Genomic DNA, 20,626 nt, shown 5'->3' with positions numbered 1-20,626 from the left:
GGCTGAGGAATGCGCGAGGGTGGCGTTGCATCGGCTCTACCTGGCCTCGGTACCCTTCGAGCGGCACCCGAGCCACCCCTGCGCCCGACCGGGCCAGAAAAGAAATTCAGCGAGGAGCGAACTGCGTGACCGCCGACACGTCCGTGCCTTCCAGCGCGCTGCTGTCCGGAGCAGACCGGGACGGTTCCAACTACACCGCGCGGCACCTGCTCGTCCTCGAAGGGCTGGAGGCCGTCCGCAAGCGCCCCGGCATGTACATCGGCTCCACCGACAGCCGGGGCCTCATGCACTGCCTGTGGGAGATCATCGACAATTCCGTCGACGAGGCCCTGGGCGGCTACTGCGACCACATCGAGGTGATCCTCCACGAGGACGCCTCCGTCGAGGTCCGGGACAACGGCCGCGGCATCCCCGTGGACGTCGAGCCCAAGACCGGCCTGTCCGGCATCGAGGTCGTCATGACCAAGCTGCACGCCGGCGGCAAGTTCGGCGGTGGCTCGTACGCGGCCTCCGGCGGCCTGCACGGCGTCGGCGCCTCCGTGGTCAACGCCCTCTCCGCCCGCCTCGACGTCGAGGTCGACCGCAACAGCGCGACCCACGCCATCAGCTTCCGGCGCGGCGTCCCGGGAATGTTCACCGAGCAGGGCCCCGAGAGCCCCTTCGACCCCGCCAACGGCCTCCGCAAGGTCAAGCGGGTCGCCAAGGGCAAGACCGGCACCCGGGTCCGCTACTGGGCCGACCGCCAGATCTTCCTCAAGGACGCCCGGCTCAACCTGGAGACGCTCTACCAGCGCGCCCGCCAGACCGCCTTCCTCGTCCCCGGCCTGACCCTGGTCGTCCGCGACGAGCGGGGCATCGACGGCGCCGGCAAGACCGAGGAGACCTTCCGCTTCGACGGCGGCATCAGCGAATTCTGCGAGTACCTCGCCCAGGACAAGGCCGTCTGTGACGTCCTGCGCCTGACCGGCACGGGCACCTTCAAGGAGACCGTCCCGGTCCTCGACGACCGCGGCCACATGACCCCCACCGAGGTCACCCGCGAGCTCGGCGTGGACATCGCCCTGCGCTGGGGCACGGGGTACGAGACCAATGTCAAGTCCTTCGTGAACATCATCGCCACCCCCAAGGGCGGCACCCACGTCTCCGGCTTCGAGCGCTCGGTCGCCAAGACCGTGAACGAGGTGCTGCGCTCGGCCAAGCTGCTGCGCGTCGCCGAGGACGACGTGGTCAAGGACGACGCGATGGAGGGCATGACGGCCGTCGTCACCGTCCGGCTCGCCGAGCCGCAGTTCGAGGGCCAGACCAAGGAGGTGCTCGGCACCTCCGCGGCCACCCGGATCGTCGCCGCCGTGGTCGCCAAGGAGCTCAAGGCCTTCCTGACCTCCACCAAGCGCGACGACAAGCAGCAGGCCCGCGCCGTGATGGAGAAGATCGTCGCGGCGGCCCGGACCAGGATCGCGGCCCGTCAGCACAAGGAGGCGCAGCGTCGCAAGACCGCGCTGGAGACCTCCTCGCTCCCCGCCAAGCTGGCCGACTGCCGCAGCGACGACGTGGACCGCAGCGAGCTCTTCATCGTCGAGGGCGACTCCGCCCTCGGCACCGCGAAGCTCGCCCGCAACTCGGAGTTCCAGGCGCTCCTGCCCATCCGCGGCAAGATCCTCAACGTCCAGAAGTCCTCGATCTCGGACATGCTCAAGAACGCCGAGTGCGGGGCGATCATCCAGGTCATAGGAGCCGGCTCGGGCCGGACCTTCGACATCGACGCCGCCCGGTACGGCAAGATCGTGCTGCTCGTGGACGCCGACGTCGACGGCGCACACATCCGCTGCCTGCTGCTCACGCTCTTCCAGCGGTACATGCGGCCGATGGTCGAAGCGGGCCGGGTCTTCGCGGCCGTGCCGCCGCTGCACCGGATCGAGCTGGTCCAGCCGAAGAAGGGCCAGGACAAGTACGTCTACACGTACTCGGACAACGAGCTGCGCCAGACCCTGCTGGAGTACCAGCGCAAGAACATCCGGTACAAGGACTCGATCCAGCGCTACAAGGGCCTCGGCGAGATGGACGCGGACCAGCTGGCGGAGACCACCATGGACCCCCGCTTCCGCACCCTGCGCCGGATCAACATCGGCGACCTGGACTCGGCCGAGCAGGTCTTCGACCTGCTCATGGGCAATGAGGTGGCCCCGCGCAAGGAGTTCATCACGAGCTCCGCGGCGACCCTGGACCGCTCGCGCATCGACGCCTGATCCAGGCGCCGCCGGAGCGCGGAGGCACCGAACACCGAAGGCGCCACGGCATACCGGTGCTCTTCGCTCCATCACCTGTTGGAGTGAAGAGCACCGGTACACCAGTCCGGAAAGCGCCCATTCCGCACATCCTTGTGGGTACGCGGCCAATGCGGCAGCGGACAAGGAGAGTTCGGTGGACAAGCACGAAGGTCGTGATACCGGAACGATCCGGCTCGACGACCCCTGGTACGACGCGCTGGCCGTCGGGTGGGGCGAGGGTGGGGAAACGTCCCAGCCGGTTCCGGTCCCTGGTGGCGGGCGCCCCGCGCCCGGCGCATCCGACATCTACCTCGAAGTGCAGCGCAGCGCCGCCTTCCAGGAGGTTCGCACCCGCTACCGCAGGTTCGTCGTCCCCGCCACCGCCGGGTTCCTCCTCTGGTACGTCGCCTACGTGGTCGCCGCCACCGCCGCGCCCGGCCTGATGGCCCGGCCGGTGGTGGGCGCGGTCAACGTGGCCATGCTGGCGGGGCTCGGCCAGTTCCTCAGCACCTTCCTGCTGACCTGGGCGTACGCCCGGCACGCGCGGCTGCGCCGGGACCGGGCCGCGCTCGATCTGCGCTGGACCGTCTTCGAGCAGGAACGCGGCCAGGAGCGGACCCGGGCGAGGAGGGCCGGCCGGTGACCACCGAGCACCAGACCCTCGCGCTGATCCTGTTCAGCGTCTTCATCGCGGTGACCCTCGGCATCACCACCTGGGTCAGCCGGAACCGGCACGGGTCGGCCGAGGAGTTCTACGCGGGCGGGCGATTGTTCTCCCCGATGGAGAACGGTTTCGCCATCGCGGGCGACTACATGTCCGCGGCCTCGTTCCTCGGCATCTCCGGCCTGATCGCCCTCTTCGGCTACGACGGGCTGCTGTACTCGGTGGGCTTCCTCGTGGCCTGGCTCGTGGTGCTGTTCCTCGTCGCCGAACTGGTCCGCAACTGCGGGCGCTTCACCCTCGCCGACGTGGTCGCCGCCCGGATGAGCGAACGTCCGGTGCGGATCGCGGCCGGCACCTCCTCGGTCGTCGTCTCCGTGCTCTACCTCATCGCGCAGATGGTCGGCGCGGGCAGTCTCGTCGGCCTGCTGCTCGGGAGTTCGGGCACCGCCGCCCGGACCCTCGCCGTGGTGGGGGTCGGGGCGCTGATGGTGGTCTACGTCTCCTTCGGCGGGATGCGGGCCACCACCTGGATCCAGATCGTCAAGGCCGTGCTGCTGATGGGCGGCGCGATCACCCTGACCGTGCTCGTGCTGCTGCGCTTTCACGGGAACTTCGACCAGCTGCTCACCAGTGCCGCCGACCGCAGCGGGCACGGCCGGGCGTTCCTGAGCCCCGGCCTCAAGTACGGCGGGGACTGGACCGCCCGCGTCGACTTCATGAGCCTCGGTCTGGCGCTGGTCCTCGGGACCGCCGGGCTGCCGCACATCCTGTCGCGGTTCTACACCGTGCCCACCGCGCGGTCGGCCCGCCGCTCGGTGGTATGGGCGATCGCGCTGATCGGCGGGTTCTACCTGATGACCATCGTGCTCGGCTTCGGGGCGGCCGCACTGGTGGGACCGGACGAGGTACGGGCCTCCAACGCCTCCGGGAACACGGCCGTTCCGCTGCTGGCCGCCTTCCTCGGCGGGGGCGCGGAAACCACCGGGGGCGCGGTCCTGTTCGCCTTCGTCGCCGCCATCGCCTTCGCCACCATCCTGGCCGTGGTCGCCGGCATCACCCTGGCCTCCTCGGCCTCCGTGGCACACGACCTGTACGCCTCTCTCAAGCGCCGGCACGCCCGGCAGCGGAGCGAGGTCACGGTGGCCCGGGTCGCGGCCGTCGGCATCGGGGCGGTCGCGATCGCCCTCGGGCTGCTCGCCCAGGACCTCAACGTGGCGTTCCTGGTGGGGCTGGCCTTCGCGGTGGCGGCTTCGGCCAATCTGCCGGTGCTGCTGTACTCGCTCTTCTGGCGCGGTTTCACCACGCGCGGAGCCGTCTGGTCGGTGTACGGCGGCCTGGTTCCGGCGGTGCTGCTGGTGCTGGTCTCGCCGGTGGTGTCGGGCAGTGCCGAATCGCTCTTCCCCGGCGTGGACTTCCAGTACTTCCCGCTCCAGAACCCGGGGATCGTCTCGATCCCGCTGGGCTTCCTGGCGGGCTGGCTGGGCACAGTCACCTCGGGCGAGGAGGCGGACGAGGCGAAGCACGCGGAGACGGAGGTCCGCTCCCTGACCGGAGCCGGAGCGGTCTGAGTGGTGGTGCGGTCGGCCGGTCGGCCGGGCGCCGTCAGGCCGGCCCCTCCGACGGGAGCCAGGTGTAGCGGTGCTCCGGGCGGCCGGTCTCGCCGTAGCGCAGGGCGAGGCTGACCCGGGCGGTGCGTTCGAGGAGCTTGACGTAGCGCTGGGCGGTCTGCCGGCTGATGCCCGCGCGGTCGGCGATCTGCTGGGTGGACAAGGGGCCTTCGGCGGACCGCAGCACCTGGCGGACGAGCTCCGCGGTGCTGGCGGAGTGGCCCTTGGGGAGCTCGTTCGGGGACCCTGCGGCGGCGAGGGCGCCGAAGATCCGGTCCACCTCGGCCTGTTCGGCCTCACCGCCCGTGTCCAGGGTGCGGCGCAGGGCCCCGTACGCCTCCAGCCGGCTGCGCAGTCCGCCGAAGGTGAAGGGCTTGACCAGGTACTGCAGGGCGCCGAGGCGCATGGCGGCCTGCACGGTGGCGAGGTCGCGGGCGGCTGTGACCATGATCACGTCGGTGCGGTGGCCGAGCTGGCGCAGGCGCCGGACGAGGTCCAGGCCGTTCTCGTCGGGCAGGTAGTGGTCCAGGAGGACGAGGTCCACCGGATGTGACGTGAGGAACTCCAGGGCCCCGGCGGCCGAATGGGCCTGCGCCGTCACCAGGAATCCGGGAACTTTCGCCACGTACGCCGCGTTGATCCGGGCAACACGCATGTCGTCGTCGACGACCAATACGTGGATCGGGGTCTCGTTCACCGCAGGGCCTCCGGGAGTACGACGGAGAATTCCGCCCCTCCGTCCGCTGCTTCACCGGCCCGGGCGCTGCCGCCCTGCCGCTCCGCGAGGCGGCGTACGAGGGCGAGGCCCAGCCCGCGCTCGCGGTGGGCCTTGGGCTGCTTGGTCGACCAGCCCTCCGTGAAGATCTCCTCACGGCGCGCGGCGGGCACCCCGGGGCCGCTGTCGCGCACCCGCAGCACGGCGGTACGGCCCTCCGCGCGCAGCTCCACCTCGACCAGGGGCGCCGCCGAACCCGCTGCGGCGTCCAGGGCGTTGTCGACGAGGTTGCCGAGGATCGTGACGAGGCCGCCCGGGTCCACCAGGCGGTCGGGGAGGAGGGTGGAGCCGGCCAGACGCAGGGGGACACCGCGCTCGGCGGCGACGGTCGCCTTGCCCACCAGCAGGGCCGCCAGAAGCGGGTCGTGGACCTTCTCGGTGACCTGTTCGGCCGTCGTACGGTGCACGCCGGCGACCTCGGTTACGAACTCCACCGCCTCCTCGTGCAGGCCCAGCTCCAGCAGGCCGAGGAGGGTGTGGAGACGGTTGGCGTGCTCGTGGTCCTGGGCGCGCAGGGCATCGATCAGGCCCCGGGTGGAGTCGAGCTCGCGGCCCAGGTGCTCCAGCTCGGTGCGGTCGCGCAGGGTGGCGACGGCGCCGCCGTCCTCGGTGGGCATGCGGTTGGCCACCAGGACCCGGGGGCCCTGCACGGTGAGCAGGTCCCGGCCGGTGACCCGGCCCGACAGGACGTCCGCGGTGCGGCCCGCACCCAGTACGTCCTCCAGCGGGCGCCCCGCGCAGCCGCCGGCGGCGTCCGGGGCGAGGCCCAGCAGGCGGGCGGCCTCGTCGTTGACCAGCCGGACGCTGCTGTCGGGGGCCAGGGCGATCACGCCCTCGCGGATGGAGTGGAGCATGGCCTCGCGCTCGGCGAGCAGGCCGGCGATGTCGGAGAAGGCCAGATCGCGGGTCTGCCGCTGGATCCTGCGGGAGAGCAAGTAGGCGGCGAGGGCACCCGCCGCCAGGGCGCCGCCCGCGTAGGCGAGCAGGCCGGGGATCGCGCCGAGCAGCCGGTCGCGGACGCTGTCGTAGGCGATGCCGACCGAGACGGCGCCGACGATCTCGCCGTCTGCCGCGAGGAGCGGGACCTTGCCGCGGGCGGAGCGGCCCAGGGTGCCCTCGTCGATCTCCATGACCTCGCGGCCCGCCAGGGCATCGCTCGGGTCGGTGGAGACGGGCCGCCCGATGCGGTCGGCACTCGGGTGCGAGCGGCGGATGCCGTCCAGGTCGAGCACGACCACGTACTCGGCTCCGGTGGCCCGGCGGATCCGCTCGGCCGAGGACTGCACGGGGCTGTCGGCCGAGGGCGGGGAGTCCAGGACCCCGGCGGCCAGCGCGGGATCGGCGGCGGCGCTCTGCGCGATGGCCAGGGCGCGCCGCATGGCCTGGTCGTCGAGCTGGGCGCTCAGCGGCGCCAGGAACAGTCCGGTCGCCAGTACGGCGACCCCGGCGGCGATGGCCAGCTGGGTCAGCAGGATCTGGGAGACGGCCCGTCTGGGCAGCCCGAGGCGCCGAGCGCTCATGAGGGGGAACCGCATGGGCAGCAACGGTAGGTCGGCACCGGCACAAGCGGAATGCTTACGCCCGGCTTGTCGGGTACCCCACTCTCGTCATGCCCGGACCGTGTTCCACACCTCACTGCGGGTGAAGTAGGTGTCGTAAAGCTCCTGGACGTCCAGGAGGGACTCCGGCGGCACCTTCCCGTAGGCGATCCGTTCCAGGTGGCGGAAGTACTCGAACCGTTCGATGCCCGGCGTGATGACGATGAGGATGTCGGCGTTCTCACCGGGCGCGGCGGCGAACGCGTGATCGAGGCCGGGCGGCACGATGACGAGGTCGCCGCGCTCCGCGGTGACCACCTGGTCGCCCGACAGAAGCTGCGCGGTGCCGTCGAGCAGGTAGAAGAGCTCGGCGGACCGGGAGTGGTGGTGGGGCGCTGCCCCGTCGGCGCCGTGCAGCAGGCTCACCCGCTGTGTCGACAGGGCGCCGCCGGTGGAACCGCTGTCGGCGAGGAGCCGGATGGTGGTCGGGGCCGCGCCGATCGTCTCGGCCTCGGTCGAGCGCACGATCACCGATTCGTCGAAGGTAGGCACGATCAGGGACATGTCGTCTTCTCCTGGGAGAGGCGGATGGGGGTGGGGGACGGGAGCCGGTGAGGTCTGGCGGGCGGGTGGCTGGGTGGCCGGTCAGGTCCGCCGGGCCGGTTCGGTGGCGGCGCGGACGGCAGGGGCCGGACGCTCGCGCAGCAGGAGGCCCGCGGTCAGCGCGACGGCGAGGGCCGTGGCCCCGTGGACCCCGTAGGCCGGACCCGCGGATCCGTCGTCGGCGAGGACGATCACCATGTCGCCGGCGGGGATGAAGGTGATCGCCGCCATCGCCCAGCCGAGCGCCCGGCGCTGCCCCGTGAGCAGGAGCGCGAGGACGACCAGACCGGTCGCGACATCGCGTACGCCCTTGACGGCGAGGAAGGCGGCGCCGTCGTGCTGCGGCCAGGTCGGCAGCCCGAAGTCGGCGGCGGTGGCCTGCGGTGCGAACAGGTAGTTGAGTCCGACGTACAGGATGAACGCGCCGCCGGTGGCGGCCAGGACGGTGGCGAGGCGCTTGAGGGACATGGGGGTTCTCCTGAAGGTGGGTGAGAGGGCCGGCGGAGGGGAAGGGGATCAGTGCGACGCGGCGGCGCGGCGGACGGTGCGCATCCGGCGGACGTAGGCGGGACGCCCGACGGTGTGCCACAGCAGGCGCCCGGCGAGGGGCAGCGAGGCGAGCATCGCCGCGCGCTCGGCCCGGTCGGCGTCCTCGAGGACCATCCCGAGGAAGAACAGCAGCTTGGGCTTGGGCGTGGCGGCCAGGAAGTGCTCGCCCAGCCGGTCCCACTCGTGCGCGGACAGGTGGCGGGCGGCGAGCGGCAGGAGCGATTCCTCCTCGTCGTCCAGGTGCTCCAGCAGCACGGTCCGGTGCTCGGCGAGGACCGACACGAGGGTGTCGCGTTCCGCCTCTCCGGCCCGGCTCTCCCAGCCGGGCAGGGCTTCCCCGGCGGCTGCGAGACTCGCGGCCACCCGCTCGTGCTGGGCCTCCATGCGCAGGACGAGATCCGCTTCGAGGTCGACCCGGGCCATCAGCGGCGGCCACAGGTACTCGTCCTCGCCGTGGTGGTGGCCCGTCAGGCCGAGCCGGTAGTCGCGGAAGTGGTCCCCGAGGACCCGTGCCCGCGCCGTGTCGCCGGGGGCCACCGCGGCGATCAGCTCGACCAGCAGGCGGGCCTCGCGGCGCAGGCCGCGGTGGATGACCGCCATCTCGTGGGTGTTCGGCCGTGCCGTGCTCCGGTCCGATCGCGGAGCTCGCGCCGTCCGTGGCTGCGTCGTCTTCATGGAAAGAGACTCGACGTCGGTACATGGAGGGTCCTTGGAGGGGCCTTGGAAAGCACTTGGAAGGTTCCGTGACGTCATTCGGCCCTGTGCGGGCCGGAGTTGACCGATGCGGCGTACGTTGGTGGAGTCATGGTCCACATACGCGTACTCGGCTCCTTCACGGCCGAGCGGGACGGCGAGGCGATCCCGCTCGGCGGCCACCGCCAGCGCTCCGTACTGGCCCTGCTCGTATCGGCGCGCGGCCGGGTCGTGTCCGTCGACCGGATGATCGAGGAGCTCTGGCAGGGGGCGCCCCCTGCCCGGGCCGTCGCCTCGCTCCAGGCCTACGTCTCCAACCTGCGCCGCCTCCTCGAACCGGGCCGGGCCCCGCGCACCCCCGCCCGGCTGCTGGTGAGCGCGCCGCCTGGGTACGCGCTGCGGCTTCCCGAGGACGCCGTCGACGCCTGGCGCTTCGAGCGGCTGCTGGGCCGGGCCCGCGCGGTCCTGCCCGCCGAGCCGGACACCGCCGGAGCCCTGATCCGCGAGGCGCTGGCGCTGTGGCAGGGGCCGGCGTACGCGGAGACGGCCGACGAGCCGTGGACCCACGCCGAGACCATGCGGCTCGGCGAGCTGCGGCTGGCCGCCCGCGAACTCGGCATCGCCGCCGGGCTGCGGGGCGGCGCCGACATCGCCGGGGCGGTCGCCGAGGCCGCGTCGCTGACCCGTGACGCGCCGTTGCGGGAGGAGGCCTGGCGGCTGCACGCCCTCGCGCTGTGGGCTGCGGGCCGGCAGGCCGACGCGCTCTCGGCGCTGCGCCGGGCCAGGACGGTACTCGCCGACGAGGTGGGACTGGATCCCGGTGCCGCCCTGGTCGAGCTGGAGAAGGCGGTCCTGGCCCAGGACGACCGGGTGCTGCGCGAGGCCACGCGGCCACCGGAGCCCGTGGCGCCCGCGCCGCCCGAGCGGTCCGTGGGCCCGGGCCCAGTGGCACGGCCGGTGCGGCCCGCGACGCCGGCCGCCACGGGGGCCGAGCTGTTCGTCGGGCGCGAGGAGGAACTGGAGCGGCTGACAGCGGCGGCGCACCGGGCCCGCGCGGCCGGCCCCGGCGTCGCGCTGGTCACCGGCGAGGCCGGGCTGGGCAAGACGGCGCTGCTGCACGCCCTCGGCGACCGGCTCCGCGCCGAGGGCTGGCTCGTCGCCTTCGGACGCACCACGGACGCCGACGGCGCGCCCCCCGCCTGGGCCTGGGTCGAAGCACTGCGCGCCGTAGCGGTGGCCGCCCCGCCCGGGCCCGCGGCGGCGGCCGCGCTGGCGCCCCTCCTGGCCGAGGGCGTGCCCGCCACCGGCCGTGCGGCCGGCGGCGAGGACGTCGCCGCCGGGCGGTTCCGACTGCACCGCGCCGTCGGCCGGTGGCTTGCGGAGGCCGCGCGCGGGCGGCCCGTCGCCGTCGTCCTGGACGACCTGCACTGGGCCGACGCCGAAACGCTGGCCCTGCTGTCGGGGGCGGCCGAACTCCCCCCGGGCACCGCGCTGCTCGTCGTGGGCGCGTACCGGCCGGAGGACACGGAGGGCCGGCTCGGCGACACCCTGGCCGCACTGGCACGGCGTTCACCGGCCCGCATCGCCCTGCGCGGCCTCACCGAGGAGGCCGTGGCCGAGGTGGTCCGCGCCGTGGGCGGCCCGCAGGTCGACGCGGAGGTCGTGACCACGCTGGCCGAACGTACGGGAGGGAACCCCTTCTACGTCCGGGAGAGCGCCAGGCTGCTGGGCAGCGAGGGCTCGTTGGTGGCGCTGGCCGAGGTGCCCGAGGGCGTGCGGGACGTGCTGCGCCGGCGGCTCGGACGCCTCCCCGAGGCGGTGGTGGCCGTACTGCGCCTGGCGGCGGTGGCCGGACGGGAGTCCGGCGTAGAGGTCCTGGTTGAGGCGGCGGACACCGGCGAGGACGGTGTACTGGGCGCGCTGGAGGCCGGTCTGCTCGCCGGGCTGCTGGTCGAACCCGAGCCCGGGCGGGTCCGGTTCGCCCACGCGCTGGTACGCGACACCCTGCTGGCGGACCTCAGCCGGCTGCGTTCCTCGCGGATGCACGGCCGGATCGCGGCCTGCCTGGAGCGGCTCGCCCCGGACGACGTGTCCGCACTGGCCCACCACCACGTACGCGCGGCCTCCTCGGCGACGGCGGCGAAGGCGGTCGGGTACTGCCTGCGGGCCGCCGGATTCGCCGAGAGCCGTTTCGCCCATGACGTGGCCGCCGCGCTGCTCGCCGAGGCGGTGGAGTGCTTCGAGCGGATTCCCGCGGCCTCCGGCGGCGACCGGGACGCCGAGCGCGCGGAGCTGCTGGGCCGGCTCGTACGGGCCCAGGTGCGGGCGGGGGCGGTCATGGCGGCCCGCACGACCCGGCGCACCGCGATCGACCGCGCGGTCGGCGCCGGCCGGGACGACCTGCTGGTCGCGGCGTTCACGGCATGGACCGAGCCGACGCCGTGGCAGACGCGGCCCTACGGTGTGGTCGACGCACCGGTGGTGGAGCTGCTGGAGCGCCTGCTGGCGCGGCCCGGTCACGCACCCGCCGTACGGTGCGGGCTGCTGGGCGCGTACGCCGCCGAGCTGTCCGACGCCAAGGTGGCGGGCGTACGGGCGGCGGCGCGCGAGGCGCTCGCCCTCGCGGAGGGCACCGGCGACCCCCTGCTGCGGGCGGGGGCGCTCGCGGCGCTGGTCAAGGAACTCGACGCCGACCTGGAATGGCCCGAACGCGCCGCGCTGGGCGGGGAACTCGAACGGATCGGCGCCGCGCACGAGCTGCCGGGCCACCAGTGGTACGGGATGTTCATCCGCTCCACGGCGCTGGCCGCCGAGGGCGACGTGGCCGGTGCCCGTCGGCTCGTGGAACGCTGGACACGGTTCGCGCGGACCTACCGGATGGCCGGGCCGGTCGCCGTGGGCGAGACCGTCGAGGCGACCTGGGCCCACGTCGAGGGGCGATTCGAGGAGGCGGAGCGCCTCTACCGGCAGGCGGCCACCCGGATGGCCCGGCAGGGATCCCCGCACGCGGAGGGGATCCTGGCGATCGCGATCGTGACGCTGAGGGTGAGCCAGGGACGGCTCGCCGAGTCGCTGCCGCGGCTGCGGCAGGTGTCCGCGGCCTTCGGGCCGCCGGCCGGGGACCTGCTCGCGGTCGCGCTGGCCGCCGCGGGCGAGGAGCGGGAGGCCCGCGAGGTCCTCGACCGGGCGGGGCCGCTGCGGACGGACTACTTCTTCAAGATCTTCGCGACCTTCCGGGCGATGACCCTGGTCATGCTGGGGGAGCGGACGGGTGCCGAGGAGCTGTACGCGGCCCTGCTGCCCTACCGGGACGCGCCTCCGCCGTCCTCGGGGTTCACCGTGGCGGTGCGCCCGGTCGCCCGCACCCTGGGCGAACTGGCCGTGCTGCTGGGCCGCGAGGACGAGGCCGCAGGCCACTTCGCGCGCGCGACGGCCATCGCCGATCGGTGGCACAGCCCGTGGGGGGCCGCCTGAGGTCCCGGGCCGCCCGACGTCCGGGGCCGCCTGACGTCCGGGGCGCCTGACGTCCGGGGCGCCTGACGTCCGGGGCCGGAGCCCGGGCCGGCCGGAGCGTGGGTGGGCCGGAGCGTGGGCGGGCCGGAGCCGTCACGGCAACGGCTGGGGCGGGCGGGGGCCGTGGTACTGCCCGCTCGGCCGCATCCGCAGCGGCCGCTCCTGGTACTCCTCCAAGGCGTGCGCCATCCAGCCCGCCGTACGGGCGACCGCGAAAACCGTCTCCCCGGCCTCCGGCGGCATCCCGCACGACACCGTCAGCACGGCCAGCGCCAGGTCCACGTTGGCGTGCAGCCCGCCCTGCCGGGCCATCACCGCGGCCACCTCGCGGGCCGCACCCAGTGCCGGACCGGCCTGCTCCAGCCCTTCCAGCCGGGCGAAGAGCGCCCGCGCGCGCGGGTCCTCGCCCTGGTACAGCCGGTGGCCGAGCCCGGGGACCCGGCGTCCCGCCCGCAGGTACTCCGCCACCACCGGCGCGGCCCCGCCCTGTTCCAGCACCTCCACCACCATCCGGTGCGCGAGCCGTCCGGCCGCGCCGTGCAGCGGGCCCTCCAGGACGCCGAGCCCGGCGGACACCGCCGCGTACGGGTGGGCGCGCGCGGAGGAGGCCACCCGTACGGCCAGGGTCGAGGCGGCCAGGTCGTGATCGACCAGCAGGGCCAGCGCGAGGTCCAGCACGGCCAGCGCGTCCGGGTCCGGCTCCCGCGCCGTCAGCCGCGACCACAACTGCCGGGCGATCCGGCCGTCCCCGGCCCACCGGGCCGGGCCCGCCGCGGGCAGCGCGCCGACCAGCGTGGGGATCAGGGTGCGCGCGGAGCCGAGGACCGCCTCCTCGGACAGGTCGAAGCGCAGCGGATCCGCCACCGCGGCGGCGGCGACCGCCACCCGCAACCGGTCGATGGGCCCGCCGTGTTCCGGCAGCGCGGCCACCGCCCGCCGGGCCGCCTCCAGGGCCTGCGGGGGCGCGGTGAACCGGGCCCCCGGGGTCAGGGTGCCCGTCCATAGCCACTCGGCGACCTCCTCGTAGCGGTACCGGGAGGCCAGCTCCACGGCGTCCACGCCGCGGAAGAAGTACCGGTCGGGCTCGATGAGGGTGAGCGCCGTACGGACGGAGAGTTCCCCGGTGGGGGCAGCCGCCTCGCGCCGGCTCCGCCGGGCCAGGGCCTCCACCTCGGCGGCGTCGAAGCTGCTGCCGCGCCCGGCGGGATCGCGGCGGCTGGTGAGCTGGCCCCGGCTGACGTACGCGTACACGGTCGCCGGTTTCACCCCGAGTGCGCGGGCCGCCTCCTGCGTGCTGAGCCTGCGCCCGCTGTCCGTCTGGTCGCTCATGACGCACACCCTACAGATGGACAGGAATGTTGATTCAATCAATATTGACAGTGATTGAATCCATCATGGATGGTCGATCCATGAACACCACCTTGGAAGTACCCCGCGGCCTCGCGGGAGTCGTGGTCACCGAAACCGGACTGGGCGACGTCCGGGGCCGGGAGGGCTTCTACCACTACCGCCAGTACTCGGCCGTCGAGCTCGCCGCCACCCGCAGCTTCGAGGACGTGTGGCACCTGATGTTCCGGGGCACGCTCCCGGCCGACGCCGCCGAGCGCGCCGCCTTCGCGGCCGAGATCGCCCCCCTGCGCCGACTGCCCGAGGAGGTGCGGGACGCCCTGCCGGCCCTGGCCCGGGCCACCCGGCTCTCCGGCCCCCTGGCCGGGCTGCGCACCGCGCTCTCGCTGCTCGGCGCCTGTGCCGGCTTCCGCCCCGTCTACGACCTCGACCCCGGCCGCCGGGCCGCCGACGCGCTGGCCGCCTGCGCCGCCGTACCGACCCTGCTGACCGCCCTGCACCGGCTCGGGCAGGGCCTGGAGCCGGTGGAGCCGCGCGAGGGCCTCCCGTACGCCGCCAACTACCTCTACATGCTGACCGGCCGGGAACCCGACCCGGTCCGGGCCCGCGCGGTCGAGCGGTACCTGATGTCCACCGTCGACCACGGCTTCAACGCCTCGACGTTCACCGCCCGGGTGATCGCCTCCACCGGCGCCGATGTCGCCGCCTGCCTGACCGGGGCGATCGGCGCGCTCTCCGGCCCCCTGCACGGCGGCGCCCCCAGCCGGGCCCTGGACACCCTCGACGCCATCGGGACCGTGGACCGGATCGGGCCGTGGATCCGCGAGCGGGTCCTGGCGGGCGACCGGATCATGGGCTTCGGCCACCCCGTCTACCGCACCGAGGACCCCCGTTCCCGCATGCTGCGCGAGATCGCCCTCCAGTTCGGCGGTCCCCTCGTGGACTTCGCCGTCGAGGTCGAGCGCCAGGTCGAGGAGATCCTCGCCGAACTGAAGCCCGGCCGGGAACTGCACACCAACGTGGAGTTCTACGCGGGCGTGGTCATGGAGCTCTGCGGGCTCCCGCGCGAGATGTTCACACCGACCTTCTGCGCGGCCCGCGTGGTCGGCTGGAGCGCGAACATCCTCGAACAGGCCACCGACTCGAAGATCATCCGTCCGGCCGCCCGGTACACCGGCCCCACCCCGCCCCACCCGGTGCCGCCCCTGCGCTGACGGAGCCTCGCTACGATCGACCGGGTGAACAGCAGGCAGCCCATCCCCGTCGTCGTCCTCGCCGGTTTCCTCGGATCCGGCAAGACCACCGTGCTGAACCACCTCCTCGCCAGTCGCGGGGGCACCCGCATCGGGGTCGTCGTCAACGACTTCGGATCGATCGAGATCGACGCGATGTCGGTGGCCGGACAGGTCGGGGACTCCATGGTCTCCCTCGGCGGCGGCTGCCTGTGCTGCGCCGTCGACGGCAGCGAACTCGACGCGTACCTGGAGAAGCTCTCCGCCCCCGTCCACCGGATCGACGTGATCGTCATCGAGGCGAGCGGACTGGCCGAGCCCCAGGAGATGATCCGGATGCTCATGGCCAGCGAGAACCCGGCCGTCCGGTACGGCGGCATGGTGGAGGTCGTGGACGCCGCCGAATTCGGCGCCACCCGGACCAGACACCCGGAGACCGACCGCCACCTCGCCGTCGCGGACCTGGTGGTGCTCAACAAGACCGACCGGGTGGACGCGGCCGAGCGGGCCCGGATCGAGCGGGAGCTCGCCGTGCTCTGCGCCCCGGGCACCCCGGTCATGGCCACCGACCACGGGCGGATCGATCCGGAACTGCTCTTCGACCGGCGGCCCTGGACCGAGACCCGCGGGCAGCTCTCCTTCGAGGACCTGCTCGCGGAGGCCGACGGCCACGGCCACGACCGCTGCGGTCACGCGCACGCCGCGTACGAGAGCACGGAGTTCACCTCCGAACAGGCCCTGTCCCCGCGCCGGTTCATCGACTTCCTCGACCGGCGCCCGGCCGGGCTCTACCGGATCAAGGGCTTCGTCCACTTCGGCGTGCCCGGGCACGAGGAGCGCTACGAGGTCCACGCGGTCGGCCGCTTCCTCCGCTTCGCCCCAGGACCCTGGGGGCGGGGCGAAGCGCGCGTGAGCCGGCTCGTCCTCATCGGCTCCGGCACCGACGGGCCGGGTCTGCTGCGCGAACTGGAGGCCTGCCGCGAACCGGCCCCGCACGAGGCGCCCCCCGAGAGCATGTGGGGCGTACTGCGGTACGTCGCCCGCCCCGCGGAGCCCGGGCCCGCGGAGCCCGGGCGTGAGGTTCCCGGGTACGAGGCCCCCGGGTACGAGGTCCCCGGGACCGGCGACGCGGAAGAGACGGCCTAGGCGACCTCGACCCCGAACTCGCCCAGCAGGTCCTCCAGACCGCCGCGGTAGCCCTTGCCGCCGATCACGAAGTCCCAGTCGCCGTTGGAGCGGTGCCGGAACGAGCCGAGGACCAGGGCGGTCTCACCCGCGCGCCCGTCGGAGACGTCCAGCCGGCCCAGTTCCTCGCCGCCCGCGGACAGCAGCCGGATGTGGGCGTCGGTGAACCCGGCGAGGTCGGCGTGGGGATCGGCCTCCGGGTCGATCGCGGCCACGAGGACCAGCCGGTCGGCCTGCGACGGCAGGGCGTCGAACGAGACCTCCAGCGCCGCCTTGTCGGGCGCCGCGTGCTCGCGGGCCCGTACCGAACCGTCCGGGGTCCGCGGGTTGTTGAAGAAGACGAAGTGCTCCTCGCTCAGCACCCGGTTGCCCGTGCAGACGAGCGCGCACACGTCGAGGGCGACCGAACCCGACCAGGACATGCCGAGCACGTTGTGGTCGGCCGGGGGAACCGGCTCCGGCGCGGGCGCCCGCCGCGCGGGCGCCGCGGCGCGACCGCCGCCGAGCCGGCCACGCAGTCCGTACCGGTGGAGCAGCTCGACCAGGTCCGCCCCGGGAACCAACTCCAGGGGCTTGCCGTTGGCGAAGGTGTACGACCCCGGTCCGAAGGACGCGGTGGTGACCAGCACCCCCTTGTTCGCCCCCTTGTCCTGGACCGTGCCGTACAGATCACGCACGGCCGTCGGCGGCACCGTGTTCCGGTACCGCTTGACCTGCACCACGATCCGCCCGCCCCGGATCGGCGCCGGGTCCACCGCCTCCACATCGACCCCGCCGTCGCCCGACCGCTGTGTCGTCACCGCCTCCATGCCCATCGCCCGGAACAGCTCGGCGACCAGGTTCTCGAAGGCGATCGGGTCCATCACGAAGAGATCCGGCTCGTCCTCGTCCGCGTCGCCCGCGTGCCCGCCGTGGCTGACGACACCTCCGCCGACCTCGTCGGGCCGGCGCCCGGGGCGTACCGCCGTCAGCTGGTCGGGCCGCGCCGACAGCAGCCCGCCCAGCCCCGAGACCAGACAGTCCACCGCACTGACCTGCTCCAGCCGCAGTCCGGCGAAGGCATCACGCGCCGCCGGCACCGTGGCGAGCACGAACCGCGCCTCCTGGCCCGTCACCGGATCGTGGCAGTCCACGAAGCCGTTGACCACGACCGAGTCCAGTACGCCGAACTCGTCCGCCGCGTACAGCTCGCGCACCACCAGCAGCACGCACTGGGCCAGCAGGTCCCGGTACAGCGCCCGCCGTTCCGTGACCGGGCGGGGCTTCACCTTGTCCTGGTCCGTGCTCGGCAGGTACTGCACCGCCCGGGCCTCCGGTACCACCGCGTAGCCGGGCAGCTCCCAGTCCAGCACCAGCTGGCGCGCGGCCGGGTCGTACGCGGCCGTCACCTGCCTCGGCAGCGCCTCGGGCCAGGCCGTCGAGGCGTAGAGGGCGGCCGAGAAGTACTCCACCGCCGCCTCGGCATCACCCGCGCGCAGGGCGTCGGCCAGCTCGGCGAGTCCGCCGTCGTGCGCCCGCATCCCGGCGAGCTGCTCGGCCGCCCACCGGTCGTACTGCTGCCGGTACGCGGCCAGTTGCTGCCGGCGCTGCGCCTCCGCGGCGTTCGCGGCCTGCCAGGCCTGGGTGTAGCGGGCGTGCGCCTCCCGCTCCGCCTGCGCCCGGTGGTTCGAGCCGAGCGTCCAGCCGCTGCTCCGCCCCTGGAAATCCTCGATGCGGGGCATCGGCACCGGGTGCGCCAGGGCCCCGGGGTCGAAGGGCTGCAGCCGGTCCGGCCGGGCCAGGGCGGATATCCGGAACGCCGGTGCCCGGCAGCCCGCGGCCAACAGGCCCTTGAGGGCTTCGACCTCCGCGTCGAGCTGCGCGGTGCGCCGCACGGCCTCGGCCTCGCGGTACTGCCGGTGGCTCCGGTTCGCGTCCCTTTCGTGGGCCCGCTGCCGGCGCTCGGCCTCGCGCTGCTGGACCAGCTGCGTCTGTTGCTGCCGGCGCTGGGCCTCCGCCCAGTTCCCGATCAGTCCGCTGCCCGCTCGACGGCTCATCAGCTGCGTTCTCCCCCCACCGCGTCCACGGGGAAAACACTAGTCGGCATTCGGGTGGTACGTCCCCCGGTCGTACCACCCGAACGCCTTCCCGCGACCTACAGCGCGGCGCCCGCCAGCGCCGCGACCACTGCCGGCAGTGCCGCCCCCGAGCCGTCCCGGCGCGGGTCCACGGCCGGCAGCTCCGCCGGAGTGCCGTTCGCCGCCGCCGCGCGGACGGGCGAACCGCCCGCCCAGGCCAGGACCAGTACGTCCTCGCCCTTCAGGAACCGCTGGCAGCGCACGCCACCCGTGGCCCGGCCCTTGCGCGGGTACTGGTCGAAGGGGGTCAGCTTCCCAGACCGCACCGAGTCGTCCAGGGTGCCGTGCGAGCCCGCCACGGTGAAGACCACGGCGTCCCGCGCCGGGTCCACGGCCGAGAAGTGGATCACCTTGGCGTTGTCGGCGAGCTTGATGCCCGCCATACCGCCCGCCGGGCGGCCCTGCGGGCGGACCTGGCCCGCCGGGTAACGCAGCAGCTGGGCGTCGTCGGTGATGAAGACCAGGTCCTCCTCACCCGTGCGCAGCTCGACCGCGCCGACGATCCGGTCGCCGTCCTTGAGGGTGATGACCTCCAGCTCGTCCTTGTTCGCCGGGTAGTCCGGCACGACGCGCTTGACCACGCCCTGCTCGGTGCCCAGCGCGAGGCCCTGCGAGGACTCGTCCAGGGAGGTCAGGCAGATCACCTTCTCGTCCGCCTCCAGCCCGGAGAGGAACTCCGAGACCGGGGCGCCGCCCGCCAGGTTCGGCGCGGCGTGCGTGTCCGGCAGCTGCGGCAGGTCGATCACCGACAGCCGCAGCAGCCGCCCGTACGAGGTGACCGCACCGACATCGGCCCGGGCGGTCGCCGCGACCTGCGAGACGATCAGGTCGTGCTTGGCGCGGGCGCCGCCCTCCTCCTCCGGCAGCGCCTCGCCGTTCGCCGTACGCGCGAGCAGGCCCGTCGAGGACAGCAGCACCCGGCACGGGTCGTCCGCGACCTCCAGCGGCACGGCCGCCACCGCGGTGCCCGCGGACTCCAGCAGCACCGTACGGCGCTCGGTGCCGAACTTCTTCGCGACCGCCGCCAGTTCCGAGGAGACCAGCTTGCGCAGCTCGCTGTCCGACTCCAGGATCCCGGTCAGCTCGTCGATCTCGCCCGTCAGCCGGTCGCGCTCGGACTCCAGCTCGATCCGGTCGAACCGGGTGAGCCGGCGCAGCGGGGTGTCCAGGATGTACTGGGTCTGGATCTCGCTCAGCGAGAACCGCTCCATCAGACGGGACTTCGCCTGCGCGGAGTTGTCGCTGTCCCGGATGAGCCGGATGACCTCGTCGATGTCGAGGAGCGCCACCAGCAGGCCCTCGACCAGGTGGAGCCGGTCGCGGCGCTTGGCGCGGCGGAACTCGCTGCGCCGCCGGACGACCTCGAAGCGGTGGTCGAGATAGACCTCCAGCAGCTCCTTGAGGCCCAGCGTCAGGGGCTGCCCGTCCACCAGCGCCACGTTGTTGATGCCGAAGGACTCCTCCATCGGCGTCAGCTTGTAGAGCTGCTCGAGCACGGCCTCCGGGTGGAAGCCGTTCTTGATCTCGATGACCAGGCGCAGGCCGTGCGAGCGGTCGGTGAGGTCCTTGACGTCGGCGATGCCCTGGAGCTTCTTCGAGCCGACCAGGTCCTTGATCTTCGCGATGACCTTCTCGGGGCCGACCGTGAAGGGCAGTTCGGTGACGACCAGGCCCTTGCGGCGCGCCGTCACGTCCTCCACGGCCACCGTCGCGCGGATCTTGAAGGTGCCGCGTCCGTTCTCGTAGGCGTCCTTGATGCCCGAGAGCCCGACGATCCGGCCGCCCGTGGGCAGGTCGGGACCCGGCACGAAGCGCATCAGCGCCTCCAGGTCCGCCTGGGGGTACCGGATCAGGTGGCGGGCGGCGGCGATGACCTCGCCGAGGTTGTGCGGGGGCATGTTGGTGGCCATGCCGACCGCGATTCCGGACGCGCCGTTGACCAGCAGGTTCGGGTACGCGGCGGGCAGGGCGACCGGCTCCCGCTCCTGGCCGTCGTAGTTGGCGGTGAAGTCGACGGTGTCCTCGTCGATCGACTCCGTCATCAGCGACGTGGCGTCGGCCATCTTGCACTCGGTGTAACGCATCGCGGCCGGCGGGTCGTCGTTGCCGAGCGAGCCGAAGTTGCCGTGGCCGTCGACCAGCGGCAGCCGCATGGAGAAGGGCTGGGCCATGCGCACGAGGGCGTCGTAGATCGACGCGTCACCGTGCGGGTGGAGCTTGCCCATGACCTCGCCGACGACACGGGCGCACTTCACGTAGCCGCGGTCGGGGCGCAGGCCCATCTCGTTCATCTGGTACACGATGCGCCGGTGCACCGGCTTCATGCCGTCCCGGGCGTCGGGCAGGGCGCGGGAGTAGATCACCGAGTACGCGTACTCGAGGAAGGAGCCCTGCATTTCGTCGACGACGTCGATGTCGAGGATCTTCTCCTCGAAATCCTCCGGCGGCGGGGTCTTCGTGCTGCGGCGGGCCATCGCTGCGCGGCTCCTTAACCAAAATGGGGTGTGCTGGGTGTGGGGCGGGGTGTCTGGCTGGG

Annotated in this window: 14 protein-coding genes; 6 read left to right on the top strand and 8 right to left on the bottom strand. The window is 73.3% G+C overall.

The window, feature by feature from the left end; translation table 11 throughout:
* Positions 1–125: 125 nt before the first annotated feature.
* The 3 genes from ACZ573_RS13665 (at position 126) to ACZ573_RS13655 (ending at position 4,499) form a co-directional block, all read left to right on the top strand.
* The gene (locus tag ACZ573_RS13665; protein WP_471303130.1) at positions 126–2,246 is read left to right on the top strand and encodes a DNA gyrase/topoisomerase IV subunit B; all 2,121 of its coding nucleotides are present in this window, start codon (positions 126–128) and stop codon (positions 2,244–2,246) included.
* Between the two features lie 175 nt (positions 2,247–2,421).
* Positions 2,422–2,910 carry a DUF485 domain-containing protein gene (locus ACZ573_RS13660; RefSeq protein ID WP_471303128.1) on the top strand — a complete coding sequence of 163 codons (489 nt, stop codon included), beginning with the start codon at positions 2,422–2,424 and terminating at the stop codon, positions 2,908–2,910.
* Entirely contained in the window at positions 2,907–4,499 is a 1,593-nt protein-coding gene (locus tag ACZ573_RS13655; RefSeq protein ID WP_471303125.1) for a solute symporter family protein, read from the top strand. The genes ACZ573_RS13660 and ACZ573_RS13655 overlap by 4 nt, the downstream gene beginning before the upstream one ends.
* Before the next feature lie 34 nt (positions 4,500–4,533).
* Here ACZ573_RS13655 and ACZ573_RS13650 read toward each other — a convergent pair whose 3' ends face one another.
* The 5 genes from ACZ573_RS13650 to ACZ573_RS13630 form a co-directional block, all read right to left on the bottom strand.
* Entirely contained in the window at positions 4,534–5,193 is a 660-nt protein-coding gene (locus ACZ573_RS13650; protein ID WP_471303329.1) for a response regulator, read from the bottom strand.
* Between the two features lie 38 nt (positions 5,194–5,231).
* A complete protein-coding gene (locus tag ACZ573_RS13645) occupies positions 5,232–6,833 on the bottom strand; it encodes a sensor histidine kinase (RefSeq protein WP_471303122.1) in 1,602 nt (533 codons plus the stop codon).
* A gap of 87 nt (positions 6,834–6,920) precedes the next feature.
* On the bottom strand, positions 6,921–7,415 hold the full coding sequence (locus ACZ573_RS13640) for a cupin domain-containing protein (protein WP_471303120.1): 495 nt from the start codon (positions 7,413–7,415) through the stop codon (positions 6,921–6,923).
* An 81-nt stretch (positions 7,416–7,496) separates the two neighbouring features.
* Entirely contained in the window at positions 7,497–7,922 is a 426-nt protein-coding gene (locus ACZ573_RS13635; RefSeq protein WP_471303117.1) for a DUF4267 domain-containing protein, read from the bottom strand.
* A 48-nt stretch (positions 7,923–7,970) separates the two neighbouring features.
* On the bottom strand, positions 7,971–8,603 hold the full coding sequence (locus ACZ573_RS13630; RefSeq protein ID WP_471303115.1) for a hemerythrin domain-containing protein: 633 nt from the start codon (positions 8,601–8,603) through the stop codon (positions 7,971–7,973).
* A 204-nt stretch (positions 8,604–8,807) separates the two neighbouring features.
* Between ACZ573_RS13630 and ACZ573_RS13625 the strand changes: the two genes are divergently transcribed.
* On the top strand, positions 8,808–12,170 hold the full coding sequence (locus tag ACZ573_RS13625) for a BTAD domain-containing putative transcriptional regulator (RefSeq protein WP_471303112.1): 3,363 nt from the start codon (positions 8,808–8,810) through the stop codon (positions 12,168–12,170).
* Between the two features lie 132 nt (positions 12,171–12,302).
* Here ACZ573_RS13625 and ACZ573_RS13620 read toward each other — a convergent pair whose 3' ends face one another.
* Entirely contained in the window at positions 12,303–13,538 is a 1,236-nt protein-coding gene (locus tag ACZ573_RS13620; protein ID WP_471303110.1) for a citrate/2-methylcitrate synthase, read from the bottom strand.
* A gap of 65 nt (positions 13,539–13,603) precedes the next feature.
* Between ACZ573_RS13620 and ACZ573_RS13615 the strand changes: the two genes are divergently transcribed.
* Positions 13,604–14,770 (top strand): citrate synthase, encoded by a 1,167-nt coding sequence (locus ACZ573_RS13615; protein WP_471303108.1) that lies wholly within the window; start codon positions 13,604–13,606, stop codon positions 14,768–14,770.
* A 24-nt stretch (positions 14,771–14,794) separates the two neighbouring features.
* The gene (locus ACZ573_RS13610; protein ID WP_471303105.1) at positions 14,795–15,934 is read left to right on the top strand and encodes a CobW family GTP-binding protein; all 1,140 of its coding nucleotides are present in this window, start codon (positions 14,795–14,797) and stop codon (positions 15,932–15,934) included.
* On the opposite strand, the gene ACZ573_RS13605 is transcribed toward ACZ573_RS13610, so the two are convergent.
* Positions 15,931–18,009 (bottom strand): restriction endonuclease, encoded by a 2,079-nt coding sequence (locus tag ACZ573_RS13605; protein ID WP_471303102.1) that lies wholly within the window; start codon positions 18,007–18,009, stop codon positions 15,931–15,933. The genes ACZ573_RS13610 and ACZ573_RS13605 overlap by 4 nt on opposite strands.
* Positions 18,010–18,107: 98 nt before the next feature.
* A complete protein-coding gene (locus tag ACZ573_RS13600) occupies positions 18,108–20,564 on the bottom strand; it encodes a DNA gyrase/topoisomerase IV subunit A (RefSeq protein ID WP_471303100.1) in 2,457 nt (818 codons plus the stop codon).
* Between the last annotated feature and the right edge of the window lie 62 nt (positions 20,565–20,626).

The sequence above is a fragment of the Streptomyces sp. NPDC040545 genome (assembly GCF_055595065.1).
This window is presented reverse-complemented; position numbering and strand designations above follow the sequence as displayed.